Genomic DNA, 26,091 nt, shown 5'->3' with positions numbered 1-26,091 from the left:
CAGGTTTCAGGCGCTCGGACGGTGACCGTTCGACGTCCACCGAAGCACCGCCTCTCCCCTGCTCCCGGACATTCCAGGCACAGGGGAGAGTAGCCGCCGGAGGGTCACCTGCGTTACTTGCCGGGCTCGGGATCCCTGGGCAGGCCGAGCATGCGCTCGCCGATGATGTTGAGCTGCACCTCCGTGGTGCCGCCGTAGATCGTCATCGCCCTGGTGGCCAGCACCGCCCGGTTCCAGTAGCCCGCGTCACCGAGCTTGATGTCGGCCGCCACCGTGGCTGCGGGGCCGAGGAGCTCGACCGCCGTCTCGGAGACGTGCTGGGCGTGGGAGGTGGTCAGCAGCTTGCGTACGGAGGCGTCCGCGCCCGGCTCGTTCCCGGCGAGCTGCTTGAGCGTGACCCGCAGCGACAACGCGTTGATCGAGTGGCCCTCGCAGACGACCGCGGCCACCTTCTGCGCCTCCGCCGGGGTCAGCTCGCGGCCGAGCCGGCCGATCAGGCCGAGCAGGTCGCGCACGGAGGCCCCGGTGTTGCCCGAGCCGGACGACAGCGAGACGCGCTCGTTGGACAGCGTGTTGCGGGCGACCTTCCAGCCCTCGCCGACCTCGCCCACGACCAGGTCGTCGGGGACGAACACGTCGTCGAAGAAGACCTCGTTGAACAGGTTCTCGCCGGTCATCTCGGTCAGCGGCCTGACGGTGACGCCGGGGGCCTTCATGTCGACCAGGAAGTACGTGATGCCCTGGTGCTTGGAGCCCTCGCCGGAGGTGCGGGCGATGCAGATGCCCCATTCGGCCACGTGGGCGACCGAGGTCCAGATCTTCTGGCCGGTGAGCTTCCAGCCGCCCTCGACCCTCTCCGCCTTCATCTGCAACGAGGCCAGGTCGGACCCGGCGCCGGGCTCGGAGAACAGCTGGCACCAGATCATCTCGCCGCTGAGCGTTTTGGGCAGGAAGCGCTCCTGCTGCTCCGGGGTGCCGTACACGGCGATGGACGGCACCACCCACGCGCCGATGATCAGAGCGGGCGGGCGTACCTTGGCGGCCTTGAGCTCCTGGGCGATCAGCACCTGCTCCAGGGGCTTGGCGCCGCGGCCCCACGGCCTGGGCAGGTGGGGCATGACGAAGCCGCGCGCGGCCAGCGCCCGCTTCTGCTCCTTGCCCTCCAGCCGGGCGATCTCCGCGATCTCGGCGCGGATCGACTCGCGCAGCTCCTCGGCGTCCTCGGGCAGGTCGATCTCCATCTCGCGGGAGACGCCCCGCAGCGCCAGCGACGCCACCGTGCCCGCCCACTCTGCCGACGAGCCGAGCAGGGCGCGCAGGGTGAGCGCGCGGCGGTAGTAGAGGTGCGCGTCGTGCTCGTAGGTGTAGCCGATGCCGCCGAACGTCTGGATGGCGTCCTTGGCGCACTGGACGGCGGCGTCGGGGCCCATCACGCCGGCGACGGCGGCGGCGTACGACAGCTCCTTACCGCTCGCGCGGGTGGCGTCCCAGACGGTGGCGCGGGCCTGCTCCAGCGCGACCAGCATGCGGGAGAGCTTGTGCTTGATGCCCTGGAACTGGCCGATCGGGCGGCCGAACTGGACGCGTACCTTGGCATAGTCGGCGGCGGTCGTGACGCACCACGAGGCCAGGCCCGTCGCCTCGGCGCCGAGCAGGATCGCCGCCAGGTCCAGCACGTCCGGGCCCTCGACGCCGTCCAGGACCCGCTCGGCGGGCACGGAGACGTCCGACAGCTCCACCCTGGCCACCGGCCTGGTCAGGTCGAGGGACTTGAGCGCGGTGACCGTGGCGGCGGAGGCGTCCAGCGCGACCCACTCCTCGCCCTCGGTCGTGGTCACCGGCAGGACCAGGACGTCCGCCAGCGAGCCGCCCAGCACGGGCTCGGCCGTACCGGAGACGACCAGGGAGCCGTCGTCGGCGCGGGCGCCCGTCAGCGCGCCGGTCAGGGCGACGGCGCCGGTGAGCGTGCCGTCGGCGAGCGGTGCCAGGAGCTCGTGGCGCTTCGACGCGTGGATGACCGCGCTGGCGAGCACGGTCGGCACGTACGGCCCCGGCGCCATCCGCTCGGCCAGCGCCTCGACGGCGACGGCCGTCTCCAGCAGGCCGTAGCCGGACCCGCCGGACTCCTCGGGCAGGTGCAGGCCGAGCAGCCCCTGCTCGGCGAGGCCCGGCCAGAACGGCGGACGCCCGCCCACGTCGGCGCGCAGCAGCTCAGAGGGGATGTTCCGCTCGGCCCAGCCGCTCACCGACTCCCGGAGCGCCTCATGCTCCTCGCTCAACCCGATCGCCATTGCTCATCCTCCAGCAGGTCCAAGTCCATGCCCAGAACCATATTCTAGAGGATGCTTCTGGCCTAGCGACCTACAGCGGCCGAACCTGCTGAACCAGGGTGTTCAGATCGCGCCAGCGGGCCTTGTTGGACTCCGGGATCGAGGCCATGAGCATCGTCGGCTTGGTCCTGCCCACCTCGATGACCGTCATCATGGCCTGGGCGACCTCCTGCTTGCCACCGTTGGTGTAGGTCACCTTGTAGCCGAGGGTCCAGCCCTTGCCGACCGGGATCTTCTGCGAGGCGGTCCACTCCAGGGTGGCGCCCTTGGGGTACTGGGTGCGCATCGACCAGCGGACGCCGTCGATGGCGATCTCGCGGTAGTCGGCGTTGGAGTCGGGCCTCTGCGCCGGCACCTCGGCGGGGAACTTGGCCGAGGCGATCACCGTGAAGGGCATCTTCACCGTGCCGATCCGCTGCGCGATCGAGTACGGCGGGAACGACCTGGCCTTCCACGGCGAGGCCAGCCGCGGGTAGGTGATCCCGGTGTCGTTGTCGGTGATGGTGCTGATGACCAAGGAGGCCTTGCCGGGCAGGTTCGCGTACTTCTTGCTCGCCGGCACCGGCGGCAGCACGATCGGGCTCTCCGTGACGGTCGGCGTGGGCGACGGCGCCGCGGGGGTGGCCGTGGTCGGCACGGGGGCGACGCGGACGACATCATCGCCCGGCTCGGTGGTCGTGGGCACGTCGCCGGAGAAGACCACGAAGATCAGCACGACCGCCAGGACGGTGGCGATGATGGCGCCGAGCAGGTAGACGACCTTGATCGGGATGTCGCCGATGCCGCGCGCCGGGGGTCTGGGCGGCAGCGGGGGCAGCGGCGGTGATACGGGCGGTGGCTGCCGCAGGGGCGGCGGCGGCACGGACGACTGCTGCACGCGCGGCTGCTTCGCCGGTGGTTTCTGCACGGGCGGCGGCTGCACGGGCGGCGGCTGCACGGGCGGCGGCTGCTTCGCCGGAGGCTGCTTCTGCTCCGATGGCTGCTTTATCGGGACGGATGGGCCAGGCGCGGGCGGCCGGGGGATCTTGACCGTCTCCTCGGCGGGCAGGACGATCTTGCGGAACGGGGTGGTGGGTGCATCAAATGAAGGTTTCTGGTCGCCGACGTCCGCCATGGCCTTGAGATTACGTCACCACAGAGCGGGTTATTTCCTCTATGGCCTCTGCAGAATCTAATTCTGTATGGTCTGCGGACATGAGGGGATTCTACGAAATCGCCGCCGACGACCCCGAACGCCCCGCCCTTCTCGGCGAGGAGGGCATCGGCCACATCGACTACGGAGGACTGCTGGTCCGCGTCAACCAGGCCTCCAACGGCCTGACCGCGCGAGGAGTAAGGCCCGGCGACTGCGTGGCGACCGTGCTGAAGAACGGGCTCGACGCACTCACCATGATGCTCGCGACCTACCAGATCGGCGCGTACCTGGTCCCCGTCAGCTGGCACTTCACGACCGACGAGATCGACTACATCGTCGCCGACTGCCGGGCCGAGGTCGTGGTCTCGCCGGCGGCCCTCACGGTGGCCGAGCTCGTGGCCGGGCAGCCGTCCACCGCGCCCGAGCACCGGCGGGCAGGGTCGATGATGCTCTACACCTCCGGGACCACCGGGCGGCCCAAGGGGGTGCGGCGGCGGCTGCTGGACCTCACGCCCGAGGAACTGCACCCGATCATGATGCGTAAGAGCTGGCGGCACTTCGGGCTGCCACCCGGCGGAGTGCATCTGGTGTGCTCGCAGCTCTACCACTCGGCGCCGTACGGGCAGGCCATGATGGCGCTGCACCTCGGGCACGCGATCGTGGCGCCCGAGCGGTTCGACACGGCCGGGACGCTGCGGCTCATCGAGCGGCACCGGGTGACGAACGCGTTCATGGTGCCCACGATGTTCCACCGGCTGCTGGCGGTGCCGGACAAGGAGTCGTACGACCTCTCGTCCCTCACCCACCTCTACCACGGCGCGGCCCCCTGCCCGCCGGCCACCAAGCAGGCGATGATCGACTGGCTGGGGCCCGTGCTGTGGGAGTACTACGGCTCCACCGAGGCGGCCGTGGTCACCATGGTGTCGTCGCAGGAGTGGCTGGCCAGGCCGGGCACGGTCGGCAGGGCGCTGGAGGGGATGACGTTCACGATCGTCGATGACGACGGCCGGGAGGTGCCCCCTGGGCATCCCGGGCTGGTCTACATCGGCGGGATCAACCGGTTCGAGTACCACGGGGACCCGGACAAGACGGCGGCGTCCATGCGCGGGCGCGACTACACGCCGGGCGACATCGGCTACCTCGACGCGGACGGCTACCTGTTCCTGCTGGACCGGCGGACCGATCTGATCATCTCGGGCGGGGTGAACATCTATCCGGCCGAGGTCGAGGCGGTGCTGCTCGGACACCCGTCGGTCGCGGACGTGGCGGTGATCGGCGTGCCGGACCTCGAGTGGGGGCACAAGGTCGTGGCGCTCGTCCAGCCGGTGGCCGGGGTGCCGGGCGGGGACGAGCTGACCGCCGAGTTGCTGCGGCACTGCGGGCCCCGGCTGGCCAAGCTGAAGCAGCCGCGCGTGATCGAGTACCGCGAGGCGTTGCCTCGTACCCCGACGGGAAAGCTCAGCAGGCGGAACGTCCGGGAAGCGTATCTTTCAGGCTGAGGTGGGCAGTGGGCTCCGCATGAGAAAGCCCACCAGGGAGATCGTCGCGGGAGTGGCCGCCGCCGTGCTGATCGCCGGCTGCGGGCCTCTCACCTCGACCGGCATCGCCTCCCCCACCGCCACACCGACCGGCTCCCCAACGTCACCGTCCCCCTCGCCGCCGGGATCGGCCGCGCCGGTGCAGTCGCTCGAGGCCGCGTACGAGAAGGTCATTGCGGACGTCCTGCCGTCGATCGTGCAGATCACCACCAAGGTCGGGCTCGGCTCCGGCATCGTCCTCGACTCCGAGGGCCACATCGTCACCAACGCCCACGTGGTCGGCGAGGCCACCGAGATGGAGGTCACGATCGCCACCGGCGGCACCGCCCGTCCGGCCAGGCTCGTGAAGTCCTTCAGCCCCGGCGACCTCGCGGTGATCAAGGTGGACGATCCGAACGGGCTGCGGCCTGCCAGGTTCGGGGACTCGTCGAAGCTGCGGGTCGGGCAGATCGTGCTCGCCATGGGCAACCCGCTCGGGCTGTCGGGCAGCGTGACCAACGGGATCATCTCCGCCCTCGGCCGTACCGTCACCGAGCCGCAGAACCCCGGCTCCCCCGGCGCCACGATCGCCGGCGCCATCCAGACGTCCGCCGCGATCAACCCGGGCAACAGCGGCGGCGCGCTCGTGGACCTGTCGGGCCAGGTGATCGGCATCCCGACGCTCGCCGCCCTGGACCCCGACCTGGGCGGAGGCGCCGCCCCCGGCATCGGCTTCGCGATCCCCAGCAACACGGCCATCGACATCGCCACCCAGATCGCCAGGGACGGCAAGGTCACCAACAGCCATCGGGCCGCGCTCGGCATCAGGGGCAGCACGGTCGTCGGCTCCGACGGTGAGCCCAACGGCGTGGGGGTGGTCCGGGCCGAGGCGGGCGGAGGCGCGCGGAAGGCGGGGATCCGGGCCGGAGATGTGATCGTCTCGATCAACGGCAAGAAGACGCCGACGATGGCCGACCTGGCCGAGGTCATCGCCACCCTCAAGCCCGGCGACCAGGCCAAGGTCGGCGTGATCCGCGAGGACGGCACCAAGGAGACGATCAACGTGACGCTGGGGCAGTTGCCGGGCGACTGACGCGGGCGTCACTGCTTGGCCGTGAAGACGATCTCGACGCGGCGGTTCTTGGCCCGGTTGTTCTCCACGGGCTTGCCGTCGACGACGTTGGGCAGCTTGGGCCGGCTCTCGCCGTACCCACTCGCCTGGAGGGTCACGCCCGCGCCGGTCAGCAGCCCGCGCATGGCCTCCTGTACGGCCTGCGCCCGCCGCCGCGACAGCGTGACGTTGTAGCCGTCGCTCCCCTGATCGTCGGTATGCCCCTCGATCTTGACCACGCCGCCGGCGCCCTCGGCGTTGACCTTTTCGGCCACCTGCTCGAGCCGCTTCCTGGCCTTGGCGGTCAGCCGCCACTTGTCCAGCGGGAACAGCACGTCGCTGGTCAGCGCGACCGTCACCTGGCGCCCCTGCTTGGTCTCGCTCTCGGTGCCGTCCATCGACTCGATCTCGCCGATGATGTCCTCGACGGGCAGAACCAGGTCCTCGACGGTGCCGGTGGCGTCGGGCGGCACGCTGGGCGCCGGGGTCGGGGACAGGACGAGGGCCACGGCGACGCTAAGAGATCGGAACATCGGTGAACACGCCGATCATGGGCATCTCAACGTTGACCTTCGTGACATCCGCGGGCGGGGCGGCGAAGACCGCGTACAGCGTGGAGGCCTCCCCCGACTCCAGGAACTGGCCCTGGGTGCCGGAGCAGACGCACTCCGCGTCCTGGCCCGTGCCGTTGCGGGCCACCCGGTAGCGCTTAGCGTTGACGGGGTCGATCAGGGAGACGGCCGAGACCGTGAAGTCCAGCGGGCCGCTGCCCATGCCGTTGTGCAGGTTGACCTTGCCATCGGTCGCGGTGACCGTCCAGTTGAGGCTCACGGTCTTGCCCTGGCGCTTGAGCGCAGTGATCTCGACGCGGGCCTTGCCGAACATGTCGCCTGCTCCGACCTTGGTCTCGCGGCCGACGATCACCTGGCCCTGCTGCGGGGCTGCGGTCTGCTGCTCCTGGTCGGGCTCGCGGGTGGGCGTGGCCTGCTTCTCGGTGACGGCCTGCGACTGCTTCTCCTCGCCGCCGCCGCCCTGCCGGCCCGGCAGCATGCCGCAGCCGGCCAGCGCGGCGGCCGCGGCAGCCAGCGCGATCGTCTTTCGCATGATGTGATCACCTTCGTCGTCGGGGATGTGGCCCTCACCCTAGGTAGGCGACCTTCAGGGTCCGCATAGTCCGCTATATGCGTTGACCACGCCGCCCGCGGGCCTCCCGCACGAGCCGTTCGGCCGCGGCCCTGCCCTGATCGTCGCCGAGGGCGTCAAACTCTCCCATAGCGCGTATAAGCACATCAACCGCGCCATCGGGGTCGTCGAGGTCGAGTGCGGCCCGGGCGAGCGACAACAGGGCGTGCCCGGCGTTCCTGCGGTCGCCGTATTGGGTGAACGTCTCCAGGGCCTCCCGTGCGGCAGACGCGGCGGCGTCAGGGGCTCCCTCCGCCCCGGCGACCTCGGCCAGTACGAGCAGCGCCGCCGCCTCGGGCAGGCGGTCGCCGAGGCGGCGGTTGATCCGCAGCCGGCGCTCCACGCAGTCGCGGGCCTGGGGGTGACGGCGGGCGCCGAGATGCAGCCTGGCCAGGTCGAGCAGTGCTTCCGCCTCGCCCCGAGGGTCGCTCAGGTCCTGGTAGGCGGCCAGGCTCTCCCGCAGCCGCTCCTCGTCCTGGCGCAGCGCGCCGAGCGCCCGCAGCGCATCCGCCCGGCCGCGCCGATCACCGGCCTCCTCGAAGACCCCGAGCGCCCGTACGAAGGCCTGCTCGGCCTGCGCCACCCGCGGAGACCACCGCTCCCCCTCTCCAGCGGCAGGCCCGTCACCCGGCATCACCTCCGTGGGACGGGAGCGGGCTTGGACCAGGCCGAGCCTGAGCGTGATCCTGGCCAGCTCCAGCCCTTCCACCAAGGGCTGGGCCGCTCGCAGCGCCGCTTCGGCCGCCTCCATGCGGCCCTCCGCCCTGTGCAGGTCGGCCAGGCCACGTAGCAGGAGGGCCTCGCCGCGCCGGTGGCCCGCCACCCTGGCCGCGTCCAGGCCGATCGCCGTGGTGGCGTGCCAGTCGTCGTGGTGGGCGCCCAGCTCGAACAGCGGCGTCAGGTAGAACGCCAGCCGCCAGGCGGCCTCGTGCAGATCCGCCCGGTAGAGGTCCCCGACGGCCGCCACCAGGAACCGGCGCTCGGCGCTCAGCCACCGCGCCTCCTGCCGCAGCCACCCGGTCTCGAGAGCCGGGTCGTTCTCGGGCAGGTGGACCTGGGTGCGGCCGGTGCCTGGCTCGGCGGGGAGGAGGGCGGCTCTGGCCTGCCGGGCACGCTCCAGGATCGCCTCCGCCCTGGCCGCCAGCACGGCCGCGGGACCGCCGTCCTCGCCGGCCAGCCGTTCGATGGCGTAGAGCCTGGTCAGGTCGTGCCACCCGTACCGCTCCTGGCCGGCCTCGTCCAGCCCGCGCGACTGCAGCAGGCCGGCCTCCGCCAGCGGCTCCAGGTCCGCGTCGAGCACCCAGGAGGCGAAGTCGGGGGCGGACAGGGCGCCCAGCTCGCGCAGCAGGCGGCGTTCCGGGTCGGGCAGGCCTCGGTAGCCGAGCGCCAGGCTGCCGCGTACCGCCAGGTCGCCCGCGCTGAGCTCGTCGAGCCTGCGCCGCTCGTCGCCGAGGCGGCCCGCCAGGTGGTCGAGCGTCCAGCCCGGCTTCCTGGCCAGCCGGGATCCGGCGATGCGCAGGGCCAGGGGCAGGTGGCCGCAGAGCCGGACGATGCGGCGGGCGGGCTCGGGCTCGGCGCGTACCCGATCGTGCCCGGCCACGCCCGCGAGCATGGCCACGGCCTCGTCCTCGTCGAGCACTCCCAGCTCGTACGCCCGCGCCGCCTCCAGCCCAGGCAGCGACGACCTGCTGGTCACCACGGTGAGGCTGCCGGGCCCGGTCGGCAGCAGGGGGCGTACCTGGGCCTCGTCGGCGGCGTCGTCCAGCACGACGAGCAGCCGCCTGCGGGCCGTCATGCTGCGGTAGAGCCGCACGCGGTCGTCCAGCGCAGGCGGCACCGCGCCGTCCGGGCATCCCAGCGAGCGCAGCAGGTCTTCGAGCACGGCACTGGGCGGCCTGGCGCCGAGCGAGGCGTAGAGGCGGCCGTCGGGCAGTTCCAGCCCGGTGGCGGCGTGCACGGCCACGGCCGACTTCCCGCAGCCGGGCGGGCCGTGCAGGATCAGGTGTACGGGGGCCGCCGACGCCTGCTCGCGCGCGGTCCTGTGGATCCAGTCGAGCACCTGCCGCCGCCCGGCAAAGTCTGAAATATCCGGCGGCAGCTCATCGCCGCCCGCCACAATCCGCCGATGGTCGCCGTCCACCCGCAGCGGATCGGCACCGGCCGGTGGCCATGGAGATGCGCCCTCCAGCGGCGGCCGATCGGCATCGTTCAGCACCCGCTGCTGGGCGGCGTTCAGTTCGGCGCCCGGCTCCAGGCCGAGCTCCTCGACCAGCGTCCGGCGCGCGTCCTGGTAGGCGCCGAGCGCCTCCGACCGGCGTCCCGCCTGGTGGAGGGCCTCGATGAGGCGTACCCAGGCCCGCTCCCGCAGCGGGTGCGCGCCGACCAGCGCCCGCAGCTCGCCGACCACCTCCGTGCCCCTGCCCAGCCGAAGGTCCAGCTCGACGCGCTCCTCCAGCGCGGTCAGGCGCAGCTCCTCCAGCGGTACGGCGTGCGCCCTGCGCAGCACCGACGACTCGACGTCGGCCAGCGCCTGCCCCCGCCACAGCCCCAGCGCCGCCCTGAACCCGTCGGCCGCGTCCGCCACCTGCCCCGCGGCCCTCGCCTGCCGCGCCCCGGCGACCAGCCGCTCGAACCGGTGGCAGTCGACGTCGTCAGGATCCACCTCGATCAGGTAGCCGCCGGGCACCGTACGGATGCCGCCGACCAGCTTGCGCAGCGCGCTGACGTACACCCTGAGCACCGACTCGGCGGACGCCGGCGGCCGGTCGTCCCAGACCACGGACATCAGCCGCTCGACCGGCACCCGCTCGGGGGCCGACAGCAGGAGGGCGGCCAGCAGCGTACGGTGCTTGGCCGGTCCCGGCGCCTGCCCTCCGTCGATCCGCAGCGGCCCGAGCACGCCGAACCGCACGGTCACCCACCTTTCAGCATCGCGCGACGGCCGTCCCCATCACTGGCCCACCGGTCTGAGGGCGAACGAGTCGAAGCGGACGCGCGCGGGGTCGGTGGGGCCGGAGGCCGCGTATACGCCCGCCTCGTCCGGGCCGTACGGGGAGTCGGAGTCGGACGCCTCGGCGACCAGGCGTTCGTTGAGCCACATGCGTAACGTCACCTTGTTCCCGCTCCGGCCGCACTCCGCCACGATGCGGTTGACGGCCGCGCCCTGTGCGTTCGCCGGGCCGTACAGGGGCCTGCCCCTTGTGCCCGTGCGGCGCTTGACGATCGTGACCTTGCCCGAGCCGCTCACCCCGAACTCGTAACGATCTCCGGAGCTTGCCGAGCCGTGGCACCAGACACCGTACTCCCCGGTGCCCTCCGCCAGGGTGGCCTTCGCGCTGACGATCACGCCGGTGTCCGGTTCCCGCCTGGGCGCCGACTTCCACAGGCGCCAGCCGGGATTGACGGTCAGCTCGTAACCGGTGCCCGCCTGCCGCGCGTTCCCGCCCTCCGACGCGCCGACCGCCCAGGCGTCGCCGAAGCCGGCCTCGTACGGCCAGAGTGTCTCCTGCCAGAGCCCGGGCACGGCCAGGGCCGCACCGACGGCGAGAACCGTCGCAGCCGCCCCGGCAACCCACGGCCACCACCGCCCACGTCCTGGCCCCGCCGCGCCACCCACCGACCCCGGCACCGGTGCCGGTGCACCCATCGGCCCCCTCAACGGACTGTCCACCGGCCCACCCGTCGGCGCCACAAGGCCGGTCGGCCTCATCGCCCGTTCTCGTCCCTGCCCGCCCCCGCTCCGCGCCTCGGAAGGCCGGGCACTCGACTGCGCCTCAGCAGACATGCCGCCCGGCCGCCCGGCGGACGACCGCACGCCGGACGTGACCGTGCCCGTCCACGTGCGTTCCACCACCTCGGTGGCCGTGGTCAGGCGGGTGCCGCCGACCAGCTCCGCCAGCAGCCCCTGGGCGGTGGGCCGCAGGCGGGCGTCTTTGGCGAGCGCCCGCGCGACCACATCCCTGATCCCCTCGTCGAGCCCGTCCAGCCTGGGCCCCTCCTGCATGATCCGGTACAGCACCTCACCAGGCGCCCCGCCTCCGAACGGCAGCCGCCCCGTCCCCGCGTACGCGATCACCCCGCCCCACGCGAAGACGTCGGCGGCGGGCGTGAGGGGCTCACCGCGTACCTGCTCGGGCGCCATGAACGCGGGCGTGCCGAGGATCGCCTGACTGGCCAGGCTGTCGTTGTCCACGAGCTGGGCGATGCCGAAGTCGATCACGCGGGGGCCGAGCGGCGAGAGCAGCACGTTGGAGGGCTTGAGATCGCGGTGGATCACCCCGGCCCCGTGGATGGCGCTGAGCGCGGTCGCGATGCCCACCGCCAGCGCCTCCAGGTTCGAGCCGGATAAAGGCCCCTGATCCCGTACGGCCTCCGCCAGGTCGGGTCCCTTCACGTATTCCGTGACGAGGTAGGCGACGTCGCCGTCGATCCCGGCGTCGAGCACGGGCGCGGTGCAGAACCTGGCCACCCGCCGGGCCGCCGCCACCTCGCGTTCGAAGCGCCGCCGGAACGCCGGATCCCGGGCCAGCGCGGGCTTGATGACCTTGACCGCGGCCAGGCCGCCGGTGGGCGTGGCCGCGAGGTGCACCTCGCCCATGCCGCCCCGGCCGAGCAGGCGCCGCAGCGCGTACCCGCCTATGACCCGATCACCGTTCATCGCAGACACATTAGCCAGGCGCACCCGTCACCCGGCGGCCGACGACTGCGTCAGGCGGTAGCGGGAGGGCGAGATCCCGTACCGATCGATAAACGCCTGCCGCAACGTCTCCGCCGTCCCGAACCCGCACCGCACCGCGATGGACGCCATCGGCAGCGACGTGGAGGTCAGCAGATGGGCGGCCGCCTCGGTGCGGGCCTGCCGGACGTACCGCCCGGGCGTCTGCTCCAGGTGCTTGAGGAACAGCCGGGTCAGGTGCCGCTCGCTCACACCCGCCGCATCCGCCAGCGCGGGCGTGGTGAGGTTCTCGGCGAGATGCCCGTTGATGTAGTCGACGGTCCGCTTGACCAGGCTGTTGGCGGGCGAGGGGGCCTGGATGAACATGCTCATCTGCGCCTGGTTCCCGGGCCGCTGCAGGTAGGTGACCAAGTTCCTGGCCACGGTCCTGGCCAGTTCGGGGCCGTTGTCCTCCTCGACGAAGGCCAGCATGAGGTCGAGGGCGGCGGTGATGCCCGCGGACGTGGCGACATTGCCGTCGCGGATGAAGATCGGGTCCGGGTCGACGACGACCTCGGGGTAGCGGCTGGCCATCAGCTGCGCCTGGTCCCAGTGCGTGGTGGCGCGCCGCCCATCGAGCAGGCCGGCGGCGGCGAGGACGAACGATCCCGTGCACACGGACGCCACGCGCCGGCTTTCGCGGGCCAGCCGGCGAACGTGGCCGACGATCAGCGGATTGGCTGCGGCGTTCTCGTGGCCGATCCCGCCCGCCACCACGAGGGTGTCGAGCGGCCCGGCGACCCGCTCCAGGGCCAGCTGAGGCTGCAGCATCAATGCGGTGGCGGTGGTGAAGGTGTGGCCGCCGGGCGTGGCCAGGCGATACTCGTAGTACGGTAACGCGCCGTGCCAGTTGGCGCTCTCCAGCGCGGTGGTGATGCAGGCGATCTCCAGCAGCTCCGCCGCCTCGTACGCCACCACCACGACCCGTCTTCGGTCCATGGCACCGACTGTAGGTCCGAAGGACGAAGGACCCAAGTTTCCGGACCTCCCCGGCTCCCTGCCTTGGCGCGTGAACCCGTCTCCTGGACAGTCGGACACATGACGACGACAACAGCGATGAAGCCCCGCCGCCGCTGGGGCAGGTTCGCCCTCCACTACGTCGAGATGATCATCGCGATGTTCGTCGGGATGTTCGCGCTCGGCGCCCTCTTCGACGTCCTCGGCCTCAGCGTCTCGCACAGCCAGTACCCCGAGCTGGGCTACCTGGTGATGGCGTTCAACATGTCCGTCGGCATGGCCGTGTGGATGCGGATCCGCGGCCACGGCTGGGCCTCGACCCTGGAGATGTGCGCGGCGATGTTCGTTCCGGTCGTGCCGCTCTTCCCCCTGCTGTGGCTCGGCATCATTGACGGCGGCATGCTGATGCTGGCCGCGCACGTGGCGATGTTCCCGCTCATGCTGGCGGCGATGCTGCGCCGCCTCGACGAGTACGCGGGCTGCGCCCACTGACCGCCTTGCGGTGTCCAGCCGCCCTTGGCCGCCGACGCGGCCAGGGGCGGCCGGCCGTTCGAATCACCTCACCGTTGACAGCCATGTGATTTTTCGATCACACTTGGTTTCGGACCTCTATTAAAACGTTTAAATCCCAGCCTTAACTTCTCTTCGGCACTCCTCGAGCATCACCCCGAATGGACGCCCCATGCGCAAAATCGCGGCCATAACCCTCCTCGTCGGCATGTTAGCGCTAACACCAACAACCGCCGAGGCCGCGGAGGCCGACCGCGCCTTCGACTTCGGCACCTCCGGCAGCGCTCTTCAGGAGGGCTACACGCGCGTCACCGAGACCACCGGCTACAGCTCGGCCCAGGGATACGGCTTCGCCGACACCGCGACGCTGTCCTCGGCCGACAGAGCCACGGGCGACGCCCTCCGATCCGACTTCGTCGCCACCGGCGCCGCCACCTTCAGCGTGGACCTGCCCAACGGCGACTACACCGTCGCACTCGTCGCCGGCGACGCCACCGAGCCGACCGACATCGCGATCACGGTCGAGTCGATCGCGAAGGTGCAGCAGACGGCCAAGGCCGCGGGCTCGTACCTGGAGATGTCCTTCGGCATCGCCCTGGTGGACGGGAAGATGGACTTCGTCTTCTCCGGCAACGCCCCCAAGATCAACTCGCTGGTCATCACCCGGCAGGCCGGCCGCACCGCCGGCACGATCCCGACCGCCTATATCGCGGGCGACTCGACCGTCCAGACCTATGACCCGTTCTGGGCGCCCGAGGCCGGGTGGGGCCAGATGATCGAGCAGTCCTTCACCACCGGCGTCGCCTTCGACAACCACGCCATCGGCGGGCGCAGTTCCAAGAACTTCATCACCCAGGGCCGCCTCGACACGATCCTGCGGGCGATCAGGCCCGGCGACTACTTCTTCGTCCAGTTCGGGCACAACGACGCGACCGTCAGCGTGCCCGACAGGTACGCCTCCCCCGAGGACTTCAAGGAGTACCTGCGGGTCTACGTCAACGGCGCCAGGCAGCGCGGGGCGACCCCGATCCTGGTCACCCCCGTCTCCCGTCTCGACTACAACGCCACGACCGGCACGTTCAACGTCTCCTTCCCCGACTACGTGGTGAAGATGAAGGAGCTGGCCCAGGAGGAGAACGTCGCGCTGGTCGACCTGTCCACCCTGAGCAGGCAATACCTGGACACGATCGGGCCCGAGGCGGCCAAGTCGGTGTTCCTGCACGTCCCCGCGGGCGTCTACGGCGCCTGGCCGAACGGCGCCACGGACAACACCCACTTCCAGGAGTACGGAGCCATCCAGATGGCGCGCCTGGTCGCGGGCGGCGTGAAGGCGCTGGGACTGCCGCTGTCGGGGCTGGTGCGGGAGAGCGAGCCGCCCGCCGCCGTCCCCGCCAAGCCCACCGGACTGGTGGCGGGCGGCATTTCCAACGCGGGCGCCGTGCTGAAGTGGGACGCCGCCGAGACCGCCGACGTCTACAAGGTGCTCCGCGACGGCGCCCTGGCCACCACCTCCGCGATCCCGCAGGCCTCGGTCTCCGGACTGGCGGAGGGCAAGAGCTACGAATTCCGCGTGGTGGCGGTGAACGGGCGCGGCGACTCCGAGCCGTCCGACCCCGTGACGATCACCACCAAGCGGGCCCTGTACAAGTACGACTTCGGGCCCGCCACCGGGCCGGTCGCCGCCGGGTACACCCAGGTCACGCGGGCGACGATCTACAAGCCCGACACGGGCTTCGGACTCACCAGCGCCGCGAACATGATCGACCGAGACCGCGGCAGCGCGCTGGACGATCTCGGCAGGGACTTCCTGGCCTACTTCGGCGGCTCCTACGAGTTCAAGGTGGACGTGCCGAACGGGCTCTACGGCCTGAAGGCGTACGTGGGAGACCTGCTGGGCACCGCGAGGACGACCATCTCCGCGGAGGGCGGCGCCGCCGTCGCCGTCTCCAGCAGCAGAAGCGTGGCCACGAGCGCCATCTCCGGGATCAAGGTCACCGACGGGCAGCTGAACGTCGTGGTGTCGGGCACCACCGCCCACCTCAACGGCCTGGAGATCACCCCGATCCTGACGGCTCCCGAGGGGCTGCGGGCCGGATCGGTCTCCTTCGAGGGGATCGCCGCCAGCGTCCCGTTGAGCTGGACGGCGACGGACGGGGCGGCAGGCTACCGGATCTTCCGGGCCGAGGAGGGCGACGCGAAGCCCGCCCTGCTCGGCAAGGTCTCCGGCACCTCCTACACCGACACGACCGCCCAGATCGGCTCCCGCTACGACTACACGGTGACCGCTCTCGACCCCGCCGGAGACGAGTCGGTGCCCTCGGCCGCGGTCCGGGTCGCCACCGTGGACGACTCGGTGACGCCGCCGGCCGTGCCGCAGGCGCCCCGCCTCGGCCAGGTCGAGAAGAACAGCGTGGAACTGCGCTGGAGCGGGGTCGAGGGCGCGCTGCTGTACCGGGTCCACCGGGCGGAGAAGGAGGAGGGGCCCTACGCGCGGATCGGGACCACGCAGCAACCGTCGTTCGACGACGGCGAGGTCCTCACGACGGTGCCCTTCCGCTACCGGATCGTGGCGGTCAACAGGGGCGGCGCCTCCGAGCCCTCGCCGGCGACCGCCTCGCGGGCGGTCACCAAGCTGAAGCGGCAGATGGAGCGCCTGGACAGGGCACCGGTCGCCGTCGCGACCAGCGCGGGGGTCTACCTCGGCTGGCGGCTGCTCGGGCTGGACGACCCCGGCCAGGCGTTCGAGATCTGGCGTGACGGAAAGAAGCTCAAGGAGGTCACGGGCGCCACGAACCACCTCGACGCCGATGGAACGGCCAAGTCCGTCTACCGGGTGATCCCCGTGGGCGGCGACCCCACCGCCGAGTTCGGCGTGTGGAGCAGGCCGTACATGGAGATCCCGCTGGACAAGCCGGCCGACGACTACACCAAGGACGGCCAGCCGTACACCTACAGCGCGGGCGACTCCTCGGTCGGGGACCTGGACGGTGACGGCGAGCTCGACCTGATCCTCGTCTGGAACCCGAGCAACGCCAAGGACAACTCCCAGGCCGGCTACACCGGGCTGGTCTACGTGGACGCGTACACGATGGCCGGCAAGCGGAAGTGGCGGATCTCGCTCGGCCGGAACATCCGGGCTGGAGCGCATTACACCCAGCTGATGGTCTACGACCTCGACGGCGACGGCAGGTCGGAGGTGGTCATGAAGACCGCCGACGGGACCGTCGACGGCGTGGGAACCGTCCTGGGCAATCCCAGCAAGGACTACCGCAACTCCAGCGGCTACGTGCTGTCGGGCCCGGAATACCTGACGGTGTTCGAAGGGAACACGGGCAAGGCGATCGACACCGTCGACTACGTTCCTCCCCGCGGCGACGTGGCGGCGTGGGGCGACGGGTACGGCAACCGCGTGGACCGGTTCCTCGCGGCCGTCGCCTACTTCGACGGCGAGCACCCGTCGGTCGTCTTCAGCCGGGGTTACTACACGCGCACCGTCCTGGCCGCTTACGACTTCGACGGCAAGAACCTCGAGCAGCGGTGGGTGTTCGACTCCAACACCCCCGGGAACAGCGCCTTCGCGGGGCAGGGCAACCACAACTTGTCCGTCGTGGACCTCGACGGCGACCAGAAGGACGAGATCGTGTTCGGCTCGATGACGGTCGACGACGACGGCGAGGGCCTGTACAGCACCCGCCTGGGTCACGGCGACGCGCTCCACGTCACCGATCTGGACCCGAGCCGGCCCGGCTACGAGGTGTTCGCGGCCCATGAGGACATGGGCGCCAGCGGCAACCGGGGCGCCACCTTCAGGGACGCCGCCACGGGCCAGGTGCTGTGGTCGATGCCCGCCACGAAGGACACGGGCCGCGCCGCCTCCGCCGACATCGATCCCAAGCACCCGGGCGCGGAGTCGTGGGCGGTGACCGCGACGGGCGAGTGGAACTCCCCGCAGGGTGAGCTGCGCACGGCCGCCGGCCAGCTGCTCGGGCAGTCGATCCCCCCGGCGAACTTCCTCGCCTGGTGGGACGGCGACCCGCTCCGCGAGATCGTCGACCACGCCTACGACCAGGCGAAGGGCGTCGGCGTCGGCACGATCGCCAAGTGGGACGGCACGAGCAGGGAGATCTTCCGCGCCGAGGGCACCTACTCGAACAACTCCACCAAGGGGACGCCGACCCTCCAGGCCGACCTGATCGGAGACTGGCGCGAGGAGATCGTCTGGCGGTCCCAGGACAGCACCAAGCTGCGCCTCTACACGACCGTCGACGTGACCGACCTCAGGATCCGCACGCTGATGCACGACCCCGTCTACCGGCTCTCGGTGGCCTGGCAGAACGTCGGCTACAACCAGCCGCCGCAGGCGGGCTTCTTCATCGGAAACGGCATGACCGCCCCAGAGGCCCCGCACATCACCTACACGCGGGCCCGCTAGCTCCGGAGGACCTCCGATGTGGTGCCGGACCCGGTTCCGCACCACACGGAGGTCCTCCGTGCGTCCTCCTACTGGTGGGGGGACGGCCGCGCCCTGATCTCGCTCAGCGCGGTGTGGTTGGCCCGGATGACGGAGATCAGCACGTACGCGACCAGCAGGAGCCCGAGACAGAGGGCGTCGGCGGCCCACCACGGGATCTCGGCGAGCAGCAGATAGCCGTCGCGGTCGCTCAGCTCCCTGATCACCACCGTGACCACCGCCACCACCACGGTGACCAACGCCCAGCTTCGCAGGCGCGGGAGATTTTCCTTGTTCCACAGGCGGACACGCCAGCCCATGAACACGGCGAGCACGCCGAGCACGGCGCAGAACCCGATCAGCCACCAGGGCAGGGCGAACGCGGTCTGATCGGCGATCTGCTGCCGCGTGGTACGCAGCTCGACCTCGGCCTTCCGCTTGGCCAGCACGGCCGCGTCGAGCTGCCTCTTCAGCTGGGCCACGCTCTTCTCCTGGCGCGCGGGCGGCGAGGAGTTCTCCGTCGGCAGCATCCGCGCCACGACGGTCAGCATGATCGCGACGAAGGAAAGCGCCAGCACGATGGCCATGAACAGGTCGATGAAGCGCAGGTCGAGCGGCGGTGCGAACGACCGGACGGGTCGCTTCCTCACGGCTCCCTCACCAGCGTGTATCTGTGCGGCCGGCTCTCGACGGCGCTCAGCCGCTCCACCGCGGTGCGCAGCGCGTCCAGGCCCTTGACGAGCTCCTCGGTCCTGCCTCTGGACTGGGCCAGCTCCTGGGTGAGCCCCTGCATGGCGGGAGCCGCCTGCTTGGCGGGCAGGCGCGCGATATAGATCAGGAACACCTCGTCGGCGGCCACCACACTGGCCCGCTCCGCCCGCTCCACCAGGGCCATCGCCCCGAATGCCACCACACTGAGGAACAGCGCGATCATGGTGACGCCGAACGCGGACGCCAGCTCCGGCAGCACGTGCTGCTTGAGCGCGGCGATCAGCACGCCCGGGTCCCCCCGGCTGTCCAGGGCGTTCGAGAACGAGGTGACCATCGCGGCCATCGTCAGCGCGGTGCCGATGAACCCGAAGACCGGCAGCGCCCAGATGAGCGCGTGGTCGAGGTGGTGCTTGTTGGCCATCTCACTGTCGTCCAGCGCGGACCGGGCGCTCAGCACCGCCTCGCAGTCGTTCCCTGCCTCGGCCGCCTCCCTGAACAGCTTGAGCCGCCGCGACACCAGCGTGTCCTCGTTCGGCTTCACCGCCTGGACGTTCGCCACGGCCCGCGCCGTCGCGGCGCTCTCCCGCCGGATGTCCGGTACGGCCCTGACGATCCTGAGAACGGTGATCAGGAACACCGCGATGATGAGCGTGACCACGAGCTCCGCGGCCACCGGCGCCGTGGTCGCGCCCACGGACTCCAGCAGCGTTTCCACCGCTCCGGCTCCCAGCAGCAGCAGGGAGACCACCAGACCCAACACGGGCGCGAACACCGAGTGACGCCAGCCGTATCTTGACACTCGTAAACCCCATCCAGCACACAAACTGTCAAAGCACCACCTAAGCACATGTAAGCCAGTGGTCGCTGACAGTGAGGGCTGTGGATTTGCTGTGCTCTCCGAGGGGCGCAGACCCTTACGCCGACACTGTCCGGCCGCGCCGGATGACGGCCTCCAGCACCAGCGGATTGGGCACCCGGCACAGGAACGGCATGGCGAGCACCTTGGGCGCCCGTACCCGCAGCCGCCGCACGAACTGCACCGGCGACAGCAACAGCGCCGTGCTCGCCGACCGGCTCCTGACAGCTCGGGCCAATGGGGGTGTCTTCCGCGAGGACGTTCCCGCTGTGGGACTTAGCCCTCTGGAGCCGCCGCGCGATAGGCGGCCGCGGCGATGTGGGTGAACGAGCAGATGAGCGGGTTGGCGTTGGCGCTGTTCCAGGCGACGACGAGGTGGCTGGGTGGCATGTCGGCCAGCGGAACGCAACTACGCGCTCCGGAGTGGACCGGGCGGGAATGGATTGAGAAGGGCGCCGGCTGTCTGTGCGCCGAGCACGCACGTGACGCGCCCGTCTCGGGTTGCTGATTGCTCCATGCCACAGTAGTCCCATGCCACAGCCCAGCTACCTGGAGAACATATGAGCAGCGCCGATGCGGTCATCGCCACCTTGCGCACCGGGCATGACAGCCTCGCCGAACTGGTGTCCAAGCTCAGCGAGGACGACCTGGCCCGGCCGTCGGGCGCGGCCGAATGGGACATCTCGCAAGTGCTCAGCCATCTGGGCAGCGGCGCCGAGATCGCGCAAACCACCGTCCAAGCCGCCCTCGACGGCAAGCCGAATCCCGGCGGCGACTTCAACGTGACCGTCTGGGACAGGTGGAACGCCATGACCCGCAGGCAACGCGCCGACGGGTTCCTCCAAGCGAGCCACACCCAGACCGGACTGTATGAGTCGTTGGACGCAGGCACCCGCGAGAGCCTGCGCATCGATGTGGGCTTCATGCCCGCACCGGTCGACGTGGCGACAGCGGCGCGGCTCCGGCTCAGCGAGCTGACCTTGCACTCGTGGGACGTACGCGTCGGCTTCGACGAACACGCTACGCTGCCTCCGGACGCCACGAACGAGCTCCTGCACCAATCTCCTGATCTACTCGAATGGATCGGCAAAGCAGAGCTGCTCGACGGCAAGCACGCGGTCATCCAGGTCACGACAAGCGGGCCCGCATCGGTCTTCGCTCTGCGTCTGAACGCGCGGATCAGTGCGGACTTCGATGTTCCTGAGAAGCCGGATGGCACGCTCACTCTGCCCGCCGAAGCCTGGCTACGGCTGGTAGCCGGCCGGCTCGCGCCCCAGCACACCCCCAGCGGCGTCGTCACAACGGGCGCGGCCGATATCGAGCTGCTACGCCGGGTCTTCCCCGGTTACTAGTGATGACGGCCGACGGAATCTAAGGACGCGCCCCGTGAATCGCCGCCAGCAGCCGGGCTCGCGTGGGACCCTGTGCCACGGAGCGCGGAGCGTCCCCGGCGAGCGCGAGCGCCTTTCCGTCCAGATCTGTCGCCTCGATCGCCTCCTGCGGCGTGGCGATCAGGTGGGCGACGTCGGCCACGCCACGAAGCACATCGCCGTCCAGGAGCGTGGCCGCATCCAGCGCCTTGCCCAGCACCCACTCGGCATCGCCGCTCTCGTACGGCCGGCCACGACGCTCCCCGTCGAGCTCGGCGAGCCGATGCCGATCCCAGCGGCCGAGCCGTTCGCACACCGGCGCGAGCACACTTCGGCTCACCTCGTCGAACCGCAACGCCAGCTTGTCAAGATCGTCCAGACCCTCGGCGCGTACCGCGTCGCGCAGCAGGCTCGCCTGCGCGAACGCCATGGACATGCCCAGCCCGAACATCGGATTGGTGACCGCCCAGGCGTCGCCTATGGTGAGGAGCCCGTGGGCCACCGGTCGCCCGCCGGCCACGAGCCTGCGCGGGCCGCTCGCCTCTCCGGAGGCTCGCAGGACGTCGCTGATCGGGATGCCCGCGGCCCACGGCTCCACGTTCGGGAACATGGACGCGGCCTGCTGCCAGACACCGGCATGCCGCAGCCCGCGCAGCTCCACGTCATCGTCCGACACGGCCAACGTCACCGACCAGGTCCCCACGTCGCCGGGCAGTACCAGGGTGGACAGGCTGTCGTGATGCGCCAACGGCCAGATCGGCTGCGCGGGCATGGGACCGGCGAAGTGCCTGGAGTAGTAGGCGAATCCCGGCCTCCCGTGTTCCTCGGCGGTGCCTGGGCTGCCGAGCATCCCGGAGAGTTCCCCCCTTCGCCCGGTCGCGTCCAGCACCAGGTCGGCGTGGATGACCTCGCCCTCGCCGGTACGCACCCCGCGCACGCGCGGCCGCCCGCCTTTCAAGGGAGCGTCGATCAGCAGCCCGGCCACGGTGACCCCCCGGTGGACGGTGACCCCGGGAGCCCGCCCGGCCACCAGGGCCAGCGCCGCCTCCAGGACGGGACGGCGGGCGGCGATCGTCTCGAACCGCTCGTCGCCCTCCCGCGCCCCGCCCAGCGCCCGCACCCGCCAGGAACCGGCGAGAGCGTTGAACACAATGGCGCCCGCGCGCTCGAGTTCGGCGGCCATGTCCGGCAGCTCGTCCCGCAGCAGCCGCCAGCCCGCCGCCACCAGCCGGTGCGGCAGGCGGAACTGGCTCACGCCCGGCCGCTGCCACAGCTCCCACGCGCGATGGATGTCTCCCGGGCCGTCTCGGTCCCGGTCGAGCACGGTCACCTGGTGCCCGTCGGCGGCGAGTAGCAGGGCGGCGACCAGGCCGGCGGGACCGGCCCCCGCCACCACGATGTCCGACATCTTCGACCTCCTAGCAAAGGGTCCTGGAAGGGTCAGCGTGCTCCGGACGACTGCTCACTCACCAGGCCAGTCAGCCGCCGAATTCGCACCATTTCTTGGCACATGGCCCTGCACAGCTGGGCCCACCCGCAGACCTGAGCGACCGGCTTCAGCGGGTGAGCAGGTCGCGGATGGCCTTGGCGATGTCAGCCGGGGTCTCTTCGGCCATGAAGTGGCCGCTGGTGACGGTGCTGTGGTGCAGGTCGGGGGCCCAGGCGCGCCACAGGGCGGCGGCGTCGAAGCCGAGGGCGGCGCCCCAGTCCTGCTGGAGCACGGTGACCGGCATCCGCAGCAGGTTCCCGGCGTCGCGGTCGGCCTGGTCGTGGGTCACGTCGATCCCGGCCGAGGCGCGGTAGTCGGCCACGATCGAGGGCACCGCGTTCCGGCAGGCGTCCAGGTAGGCGGCGCGCACGTCGGCGGGGATCGCCTGGGGGTCGTTGGTCCAGATGTCGAGGAAGTAGCCGAAGAAGGCGTCCGAGCTGGCGGCGATCATCTGCTCGGGCAGGCCGGGCGGCTGGGCCATCAGGTAGAGGTGGAAGCCGACGGCGGCGCTGGTGCCGTGCAGCACGTCCCACATCTCCAGGGTGGGCAGCACGTCGAGGCTGGCCAGGTGGGTGATCGTCTCGGGGTGGTCGAGTGCGGCGCGGAAGGCGACCAGGGCGCCCCGGTCGTGTCCGGCCAGGGCGAAGCGCTCGTGGCCGAGCGCGCGGGCCAGGGCGACAATGTCGGCGGCCATGGTGCGCTTGGAGTAGACATCGGGTCCGGTCTCGGCGGGCTTGTCGCTGGCGCCGTAACCCCGCAGGTCGGGAACGATCACGGTGTGGCCGGTCGCGAGGTCGGCGGCGACGTGCCGCCACATCAGGTGCGTCTCGGGGAAGCCGTGCAGCAGCACGATGGGGCTGCCCGAGCCGCCGATGGCCACGTTCAGGGACACGCCGTCGGCGACGTGGACGCGCTGGTAGTCGAAACCGGGAATGACAGGCGTCATGATTGCGCCCTCTCAGGGAAGCGAACGGAGACCCATAACATGCCGCACGCGGATGAGCATTTGATCAGCGCGCCAACGTGGCCGGGCTTTGACTACGACCGGTCGGCCGAGGCCGGATCCAGAAGAAGACCAGTCACCTGATCTGGGCGTTCCTCGCAAAAACAAAGCAGGCCGTATGCAGTCCAAACGATATCGTCCGCGATTTATGACTGGGCGAAAGATATCTTCCAGTTTGACCAATATGGGGACGCGCACCTGGGACGGGCATGCGTTTGGATTCCGCGTCCCCGTGACGACCGCCGCTCGGCAGGACGCCGGAACTCGGGCGCGAAAGAGGGCCGGCGTCCCATGGGCGGGACGTCGGCCCGGAGGTCGGAGAGCGCGCTCACCTGGCCGCGGCCACGGGCACCTTCTCCAGCCACGCCTCTTCCCAGGTCCGGCGGTCGATCTCGCCGGTCTTCGGCAGACCCTTGAACTCCTGCATTTCCTTGCAGATGCGCAGGGTCTCGTCGCCGAAGATGCCGTCGACATCGAGCTCGCGCCAGCCGCGGTTGTTGACCTGCCGCTGCCACTTGCGGACCTCCTCGCCCTGGTCGCCCTTCTTCAAGGTGCGGCTGGGCGCCTGCAGAGGCTTCGTGCTGGCGGCCTCCCAGGTGGCCTTCCAGGTCTTCGGGCCGACGACGCCGTCCTGGTCCAGACCGTGCTCCATCTGGAAGTTGGCGCACAGGCGCTTGCTTTCCTCGCGGTAGTCGCCGTCGACGGTGATGTGCCAGCCGCGATCCCTCAACTGCTGCTGCCATCGCCGGACGCTCTGGGTCTGGGTGGGTGGCGGGAAGCGCAGCGGCGGCGGCTGGAATTCCGGTGCCGTCATGGGTACCTCCTCAGTGCGGAGTGATGGCGGCCCACGGGCGGGCTGCCTCGCCACGGCCCGGGCCACCCGTTTCTACGGGGTCTCGAAATGAGCCCTCACTTCCAGCACAACACAGAACAGCCTGGAAAGTCCGCTTTCCCGAGGCATTTTGACCGATTTCTTAACGTGCCCGGACAATGTTCGAACATTCGTCATATTGAGGGTGCGGTGGGCGAGTTGTTATGCCCACCGGGAACCTGGCGAATCACAGGGAGAAGTAAACGTCCACCAAGCCGTCGCAGCGAATGGAGAAGGCGGCCTCGCCCGCGCCCTGCGCCGGCTACAGGTTGACGAAGCCGACGGCCTCGTCCTTCGAGGAAACGTTGATAACGTTCCATATTTCGGTAGGTTCGTCAATGTTTTGTGCCCTTTTTGCGTTCGACGCGTAGGATTGCTTGTCGATCAGCCGCTGTAGGCCATGACTATGACACCCCCAGACGGCCCTTTCCTGGGCCCTTGCTGGATAGGTCGGTCTATTTCCTGCATGGAGATTGTCCGCAAAATATCGACGCGAGGACGCGGGCGGGGCCGCTTCGTAGGGTTTGCAGGGCGAACGTTGCCCGCGGCATGAAGCCGTGGCTTAGCTCGGCCGTGGTCAGTGCGACCGTGCGCACCACTTAGCCCGCCGCCACCACCTCGATCTCCACCAACCAGTTACTGACGAGCGTCTGTGCCACGATCGCCGTCGTGGGCACCCGCCGTCCGCCCAAGGCAGCCACCCTGGCTTTCGCATTCGCCTCAGCGTAGGAGGGATCGCGCAGGTAACTCGTAAGCCTCACGATGTTGTCCACGCTCATCCTCGCCTCGGCGAGAATCACCCGAAGATTCGCCCAGATGAGGTCGAGCTGTTCTTCAAGCGTGGTGCCAGGGATGCCATCGGAATCCAGCCCCATCGTTCCCGCCATGAACAGGAACCGAGACGGATTCCGCACCTCAATCGCGTGTACGAAGTCATCGGTGGCGGCGTAGATACCCTCAGCCGGGCTGTGAACGATCATCTCCATGACGGCCATCCTGTCCCCCCCGCAGAGCTCCCCCCAGAGCCAATCTGACGCAATTGGTTCTCATTACAAGACGAGATCTTGCCCATATGCCTCTGACCTGCAGCGACTCGCTTCTTGAGCAGGTCAGGCGGGCTCGGGGAGCATCGTAGGTCTCGCATCCGACGCGGCATTCGCGCGTCCGTTGCCGAACTCAGGGTCGCTCGCGGTGAGGGCTTCAGCGAGGGTGAACCCGAGGGCGGTGGACGAAGCTGGGGTGCCGGACTGGTAGTGCCGCCCGACCGGCGACGTCGCCGGTCACGGTGCGGCCGTGCCCCCGTCCACGCCGATCGCCGGGAGCGGCCACGCCGCCCTGGTCGCCGCCCCCGCGTCAGGCCCGCACGCCGCCTCCAGCAGGTGGTTCCCGATCGCGAAGTCGATGGCGTGCGCGACAGGACTACCGTTCTCGTCGAGCTGCTGGTAGTTCCTCAGGTTGGCGCCGAAGGCGAACTGGTGGCCGCCGTCGGCGTAGGAGAACGCGAAGGTCTGCATGCCGGGGACGGCCCCGTCGTGCCCCCAGAACCTGCCGCACGGCCCAGGACATGTTGTAGACGCTGTAGTCCTTGGGCGGGTCGAAGAGCCCGAACAACGCCTCGTACTCCTTAGAGCTGTGCCCAGGGAGGTACGGCGTACGCGGTAACGACGTGTGCCGCAGCCCGGCCTTCCGGAAGACATGGTCGGTGATGTACCGCTCGGCGCTCGTGCCCGTCACCTTCTCCAGCAGCAGGCCGGCGATGAGACGGCCTGCTGGGTGATCGACAGGTCTGCGGCGGCGTCCTGGAACTGGCCGGTGTCCACGACGGCGACGAACGTGCGCACAGCATCGAGATCCACACCGACCGACCTTAGTGCACAACTAACGG

Annotated in this window: 22 protein-coding genes; 5 read left to right on the top strand and 17 right to left on the bottom strand. The window is 70.3% G+C overall.

Going from position 1 to position 26,091, the window contains the following annotated elements:
• Positions 1–113: 113 nt before the first annotated feature.
• Both EJK15_RS30830 and EJK15_RS30825 read right to left on the bottom strand, forming a co-directional pair.
• Positions 114–2,291 (bottom strand): acyl-CoA dehydrogenase family protein, encoded by a 2,178-nt coding sequence (locus tag EJK15_RS30830; protein WP_138713997.1) that lies wholly within the window; start codon positions 2,289–2,291, stop codon positions 114–116.
• A 70-nt stretch (positions 2,292–2,361) separates the two neighbouring features.
• Positions 2,362–3,444, bottom strand: coding sequence for a hypothetical protein (locus EJK15_RS30825; RefSeq protein WP_138713996.1), 1,083 nt, complete (start codon positions 3,442–3,444; stop codon positions 2,362–2,364).
• An 80-nt stretch (positions 3,445–3,524) separates the two neighbouring features.
• On the opposite strand from EJK15_RS30825, the gene EJK15_RS30820 reads away from it, so the two are divergent.
• Entirely contained in the window at positions 3,525–4,964 is a 1,440-nt protein-coding gene (locus EJK15_RS30820) for an AMP-binding protein (RefSeq protein WP_138713995.1), read from the top strand.
• Positions 4,965–4,983: 19 nt separating this feature from the next.
• On the top strand, positions 4,984–6,075 hold the full coding sequence (locus EJK15_RS30815) for a S1C family serine protease (protein ID WP_138713994.1): 1,092 nt from the start codon (positions 4,984–4,986) through the stop codon (positions 6,073–6,075).
• An 8-nt stretch (positions 6,076–6,083) separates the two neighbouring features.
• Here the strand turns inward: EJK15_RS30815 and EJK15_RS30810 are convergent, their stop codons facing one another.
• The 5 genes from EJK15_RS30810 to EJK15_RS30790 all read right to left on the bottom strand — a co-directional run bounded on the left by EJK15_RS30810 (position 6,084) and on the right by EJK15_RS30790 (position 12,928).
• A complete protein-coding gene (locus EJK15_RS30810; RefSeq protein WP_138713993.1) occupies positions 6,084–6,626 on the bottom strand; it encodes an OmpA family protein in 543 nt (180 codons plus the stop codon).
• Complete coding sequence (locus tag EJK15_RS30805) at positions 6,610–7,197, bottom strand: hypothetical protein (RefSeq protein ID WP_138713992.1); 588 nt, start codon at positions 7,195–7,197, stop codon at positions 6,610–6,612. The genes EJK15_RS30810 and EJK15_RS30805 overlap by 17 nt, the downstream gene beginning before the upstream one ends.
• 73 nt (positions 7,198–7,270) lie before the next feature.
• A complete protein-coding gene (locus EJK15_RS30800) occupies positions 7,271–10,192 on the bottom strand; it encodes an AfsR/SARP family transcriptional regulator (RefSeq protein ID WP_138713991.1) in 2,922 nt (973 codons plus the stop codon).
• Positions 10,193–10,225: 33 nt separating this feature from the next.
• Positions 10,226–11,932, bottom strand: a complete 1,707-nt coding sequence (locus EJK15_RS30795; RefSeq protein WP_138713990.1) for a serine/threonine-protein kinase — start codon at positions 11,930–11,932, stop codon at positions 10,226–10,228.
• Between the two features lie 27 nt (positions 11,933–11,959).
• Positions 11,960–12,928, bottom strand: coding sequence for a GlxA family transcriptional regulator (locus EJK15_RS30790; protein WP_138713989.1), 969 nt, complete (start codon positions 12,926–12,928; stop codon positions 11,960–11,962).
• A 99-nt stretch (positions 12,929–13,027) separates the two neighbouring features.
• Here EJK15_RS30790 and EJK15_RS30785 point away from each other — a divergent pair, with 99 nt between their 5' ends.
• Entirely contained in the window at positions 13,028–13,438 is a 411-nt protein-coding gene (locus EJK15_RS30785; RefSeq protein WP_138713988.1) for a hypothetical protein, read from the top strand.
• A gap of 226 nt (positions 13,439–13,664) precedes the next feature.
• Positions 13,665–17,888 (top strand): rhamnogalacturonan lyase family protein, encoded by a 4,224-nt coding sequence (locus EJK15_RS74920; RefSeq protein WP_240777316.1) that lies wholly within the window; start codon positions 13,665–13,667, stop codon positions 17,886–17,888.
• Positions 17,889–17,956: 68 nt separating this feature from the next.
• Here EJK15_RS74920 and EJK15_RS30775 read toward each other — a convergent pair whose 3' ends face one another.
• The 3 genes from EJK15_RS30775 to EJK15_RS30765 all read right to left on the bottom strand — a co-directional run bounded on the left by EJK15_RS30775 (position 17,957) and on the right by EJK15_RS30765 (position 19,711).
• Positions 17,957–18,556 (bottom strand): hypothetical protein, encoded by a 600-nt coding sequence (locus EJK15_RS30775; protein ID WP_138713986.1) that lies wholly within the window; start codon positions 18,554–18,556, stop codon positions 17,957–17,959.
• A complete protein-coding gene (locus EJK15_RS30770) occupies positions 18,553–19,389 on the bottom strand; it encodes a hypothetical protein (protein ID WP_138713985.1) in 837 nt (278 codons plus the stop codon). Before EJK15_RS30770 ends, EJK15_RS30775 begins: the two co-directional genes overlap by 4 nt.
• 142 nt (positions 19,390–19,531) lie before the next feature.
• Positions 19,532–19,711 carry a hypothetical protein gene (locus EJK15_RS30765; protein ID WP_138713984.1) on the bottom strand — a complete coding sequence of 60 codons (180 nt, stop codon included), beginning with the start codon at positions 19,709–19,711 and terminating at the stop codon, positions 19,532–19,534.
• Positions 19,712–20,033: 322 nt separating this feature from the next.
• Here EJK15_RS30765 and EJK15_RS30760 point away from each other — a divergent pair, with 322 nt between their 5' ends.
• Positions 20,034–20,825 carry a maleylpyruvate isomerase family mycothiol-dependent enzyme gene (locus EJK15_RS30760; RefSeq protein WP_138713983.1) on the top strand — a complete coding sequence of 264 codons (792 nt, stop codon included), beginning with the start codon at positions 20,034–20,036 and terminating at the stop codon, positions 20,823–20,825.
• 19 nt (positions 20,826–20,844) lie between these two features.
• Here the strand turns inward: EJK15_RS30760 and EJK15_RS30755 are convergent, their stop codons facing one another.
• From EJK15_RS30755 to EJK15_RS30730, 7 genes are all read right to left on the bottom strand, one after another.
• Complete coding sequence (locus tag EJK15_RS30755; RefSeq protein WP_138713982.1) at positions 20,845–22,251, bottom strand: NAD(P)/FAD-dependent oxidoreductase; 1,407 nt, start codon at positions 22,249–22,251, stop codon at positions 20,845–20,847.
• Positions 22,252–22,399: 148 nt separating this feature from the next.
• Positions 22,400–23,278, bottom strand: a complete 879-nt coding sequence (locus tag EJK15_RS30750) for an alpha/beta fold hydrolase (RefSeq protein WP_138713981.1) — start codon at positions 23,276–23,278, stop codon at positions 22,400–22,402.
• Between the two features lie 385 nt (positions 23,279–23,663).
• Positions 23,664–24,149, bottom strand: a complete 486-nt coding sequence (locus EJK15_RS30745) for a peptidoglycan-binding domain-containing protein (protein ID WP_138713980.1) — start codon at positions 24,147–24,149, stop codon at positions 23,664–23,666.
• 656 nt (positions 24,150–24,805) lie between these two features.
• Entirely contained in the window at positions 24,806–25,192 is a 387-nt protein-coding gene (locus tag EJK15_RS30740; RefSeq protein WP_138713979.1) for a RidA family protein, read from the bottom strand.
• Positions 25,193–25,486: 294 nt separating this feature from the next.
• On the bottom strand, positions 25,487–25,720 hold the full coding sequence (locus tag EJK15_RS30735; RefSeq protein ID WP_138713978.1) for a hypothetical protein: 234 nt from the start codon (positions 25,718–25,720) through the stop codon (positions 25,487–25,489).
• Entirely contained in the window at positions 25,626–25,940 is a 315-nt protein-coding gene (locus EJK15_RS74915; protein WP_240777315.1) for a hypothetical protein, read from the bottom strand. The genes EJK15_RS30735 and EJK15_RS74915 overlap by 95 nt, the downstream gene beginning before the upstream one ends.
• Positions 25,937–26,026 carry a hypothetical protein gene (locus tag EJK15_RS30730; protein ID WP_240777319.1) on the bottom strand — a complete coding sequence of 30 codons (90 nt, stop codon included), beginning with the start codon at positions 26,024–26,026 and terminating at the stop codon, positions 25,937–25,939. Before EJK15_RS30730 ends, EJK15_RS74915 begins: the two co-directional genes overlap by 4 nt.
• Positions 26,027–26,091 lie beyond the last annotated feature (65 nt).

The organism is Nonomuraea basaltis, from assembly GCF_005893125.1.
Taxonomy (GTDB): Bacteria; Actinomycetota; Actinomycetes; order Streptosporangiales; family Streptosporangiaceae; genus Nonomuraea; species Nonomuraea basaltis.
This window is presented reverse-complemented; position numbering and strand designations above follow the sequence as displayed.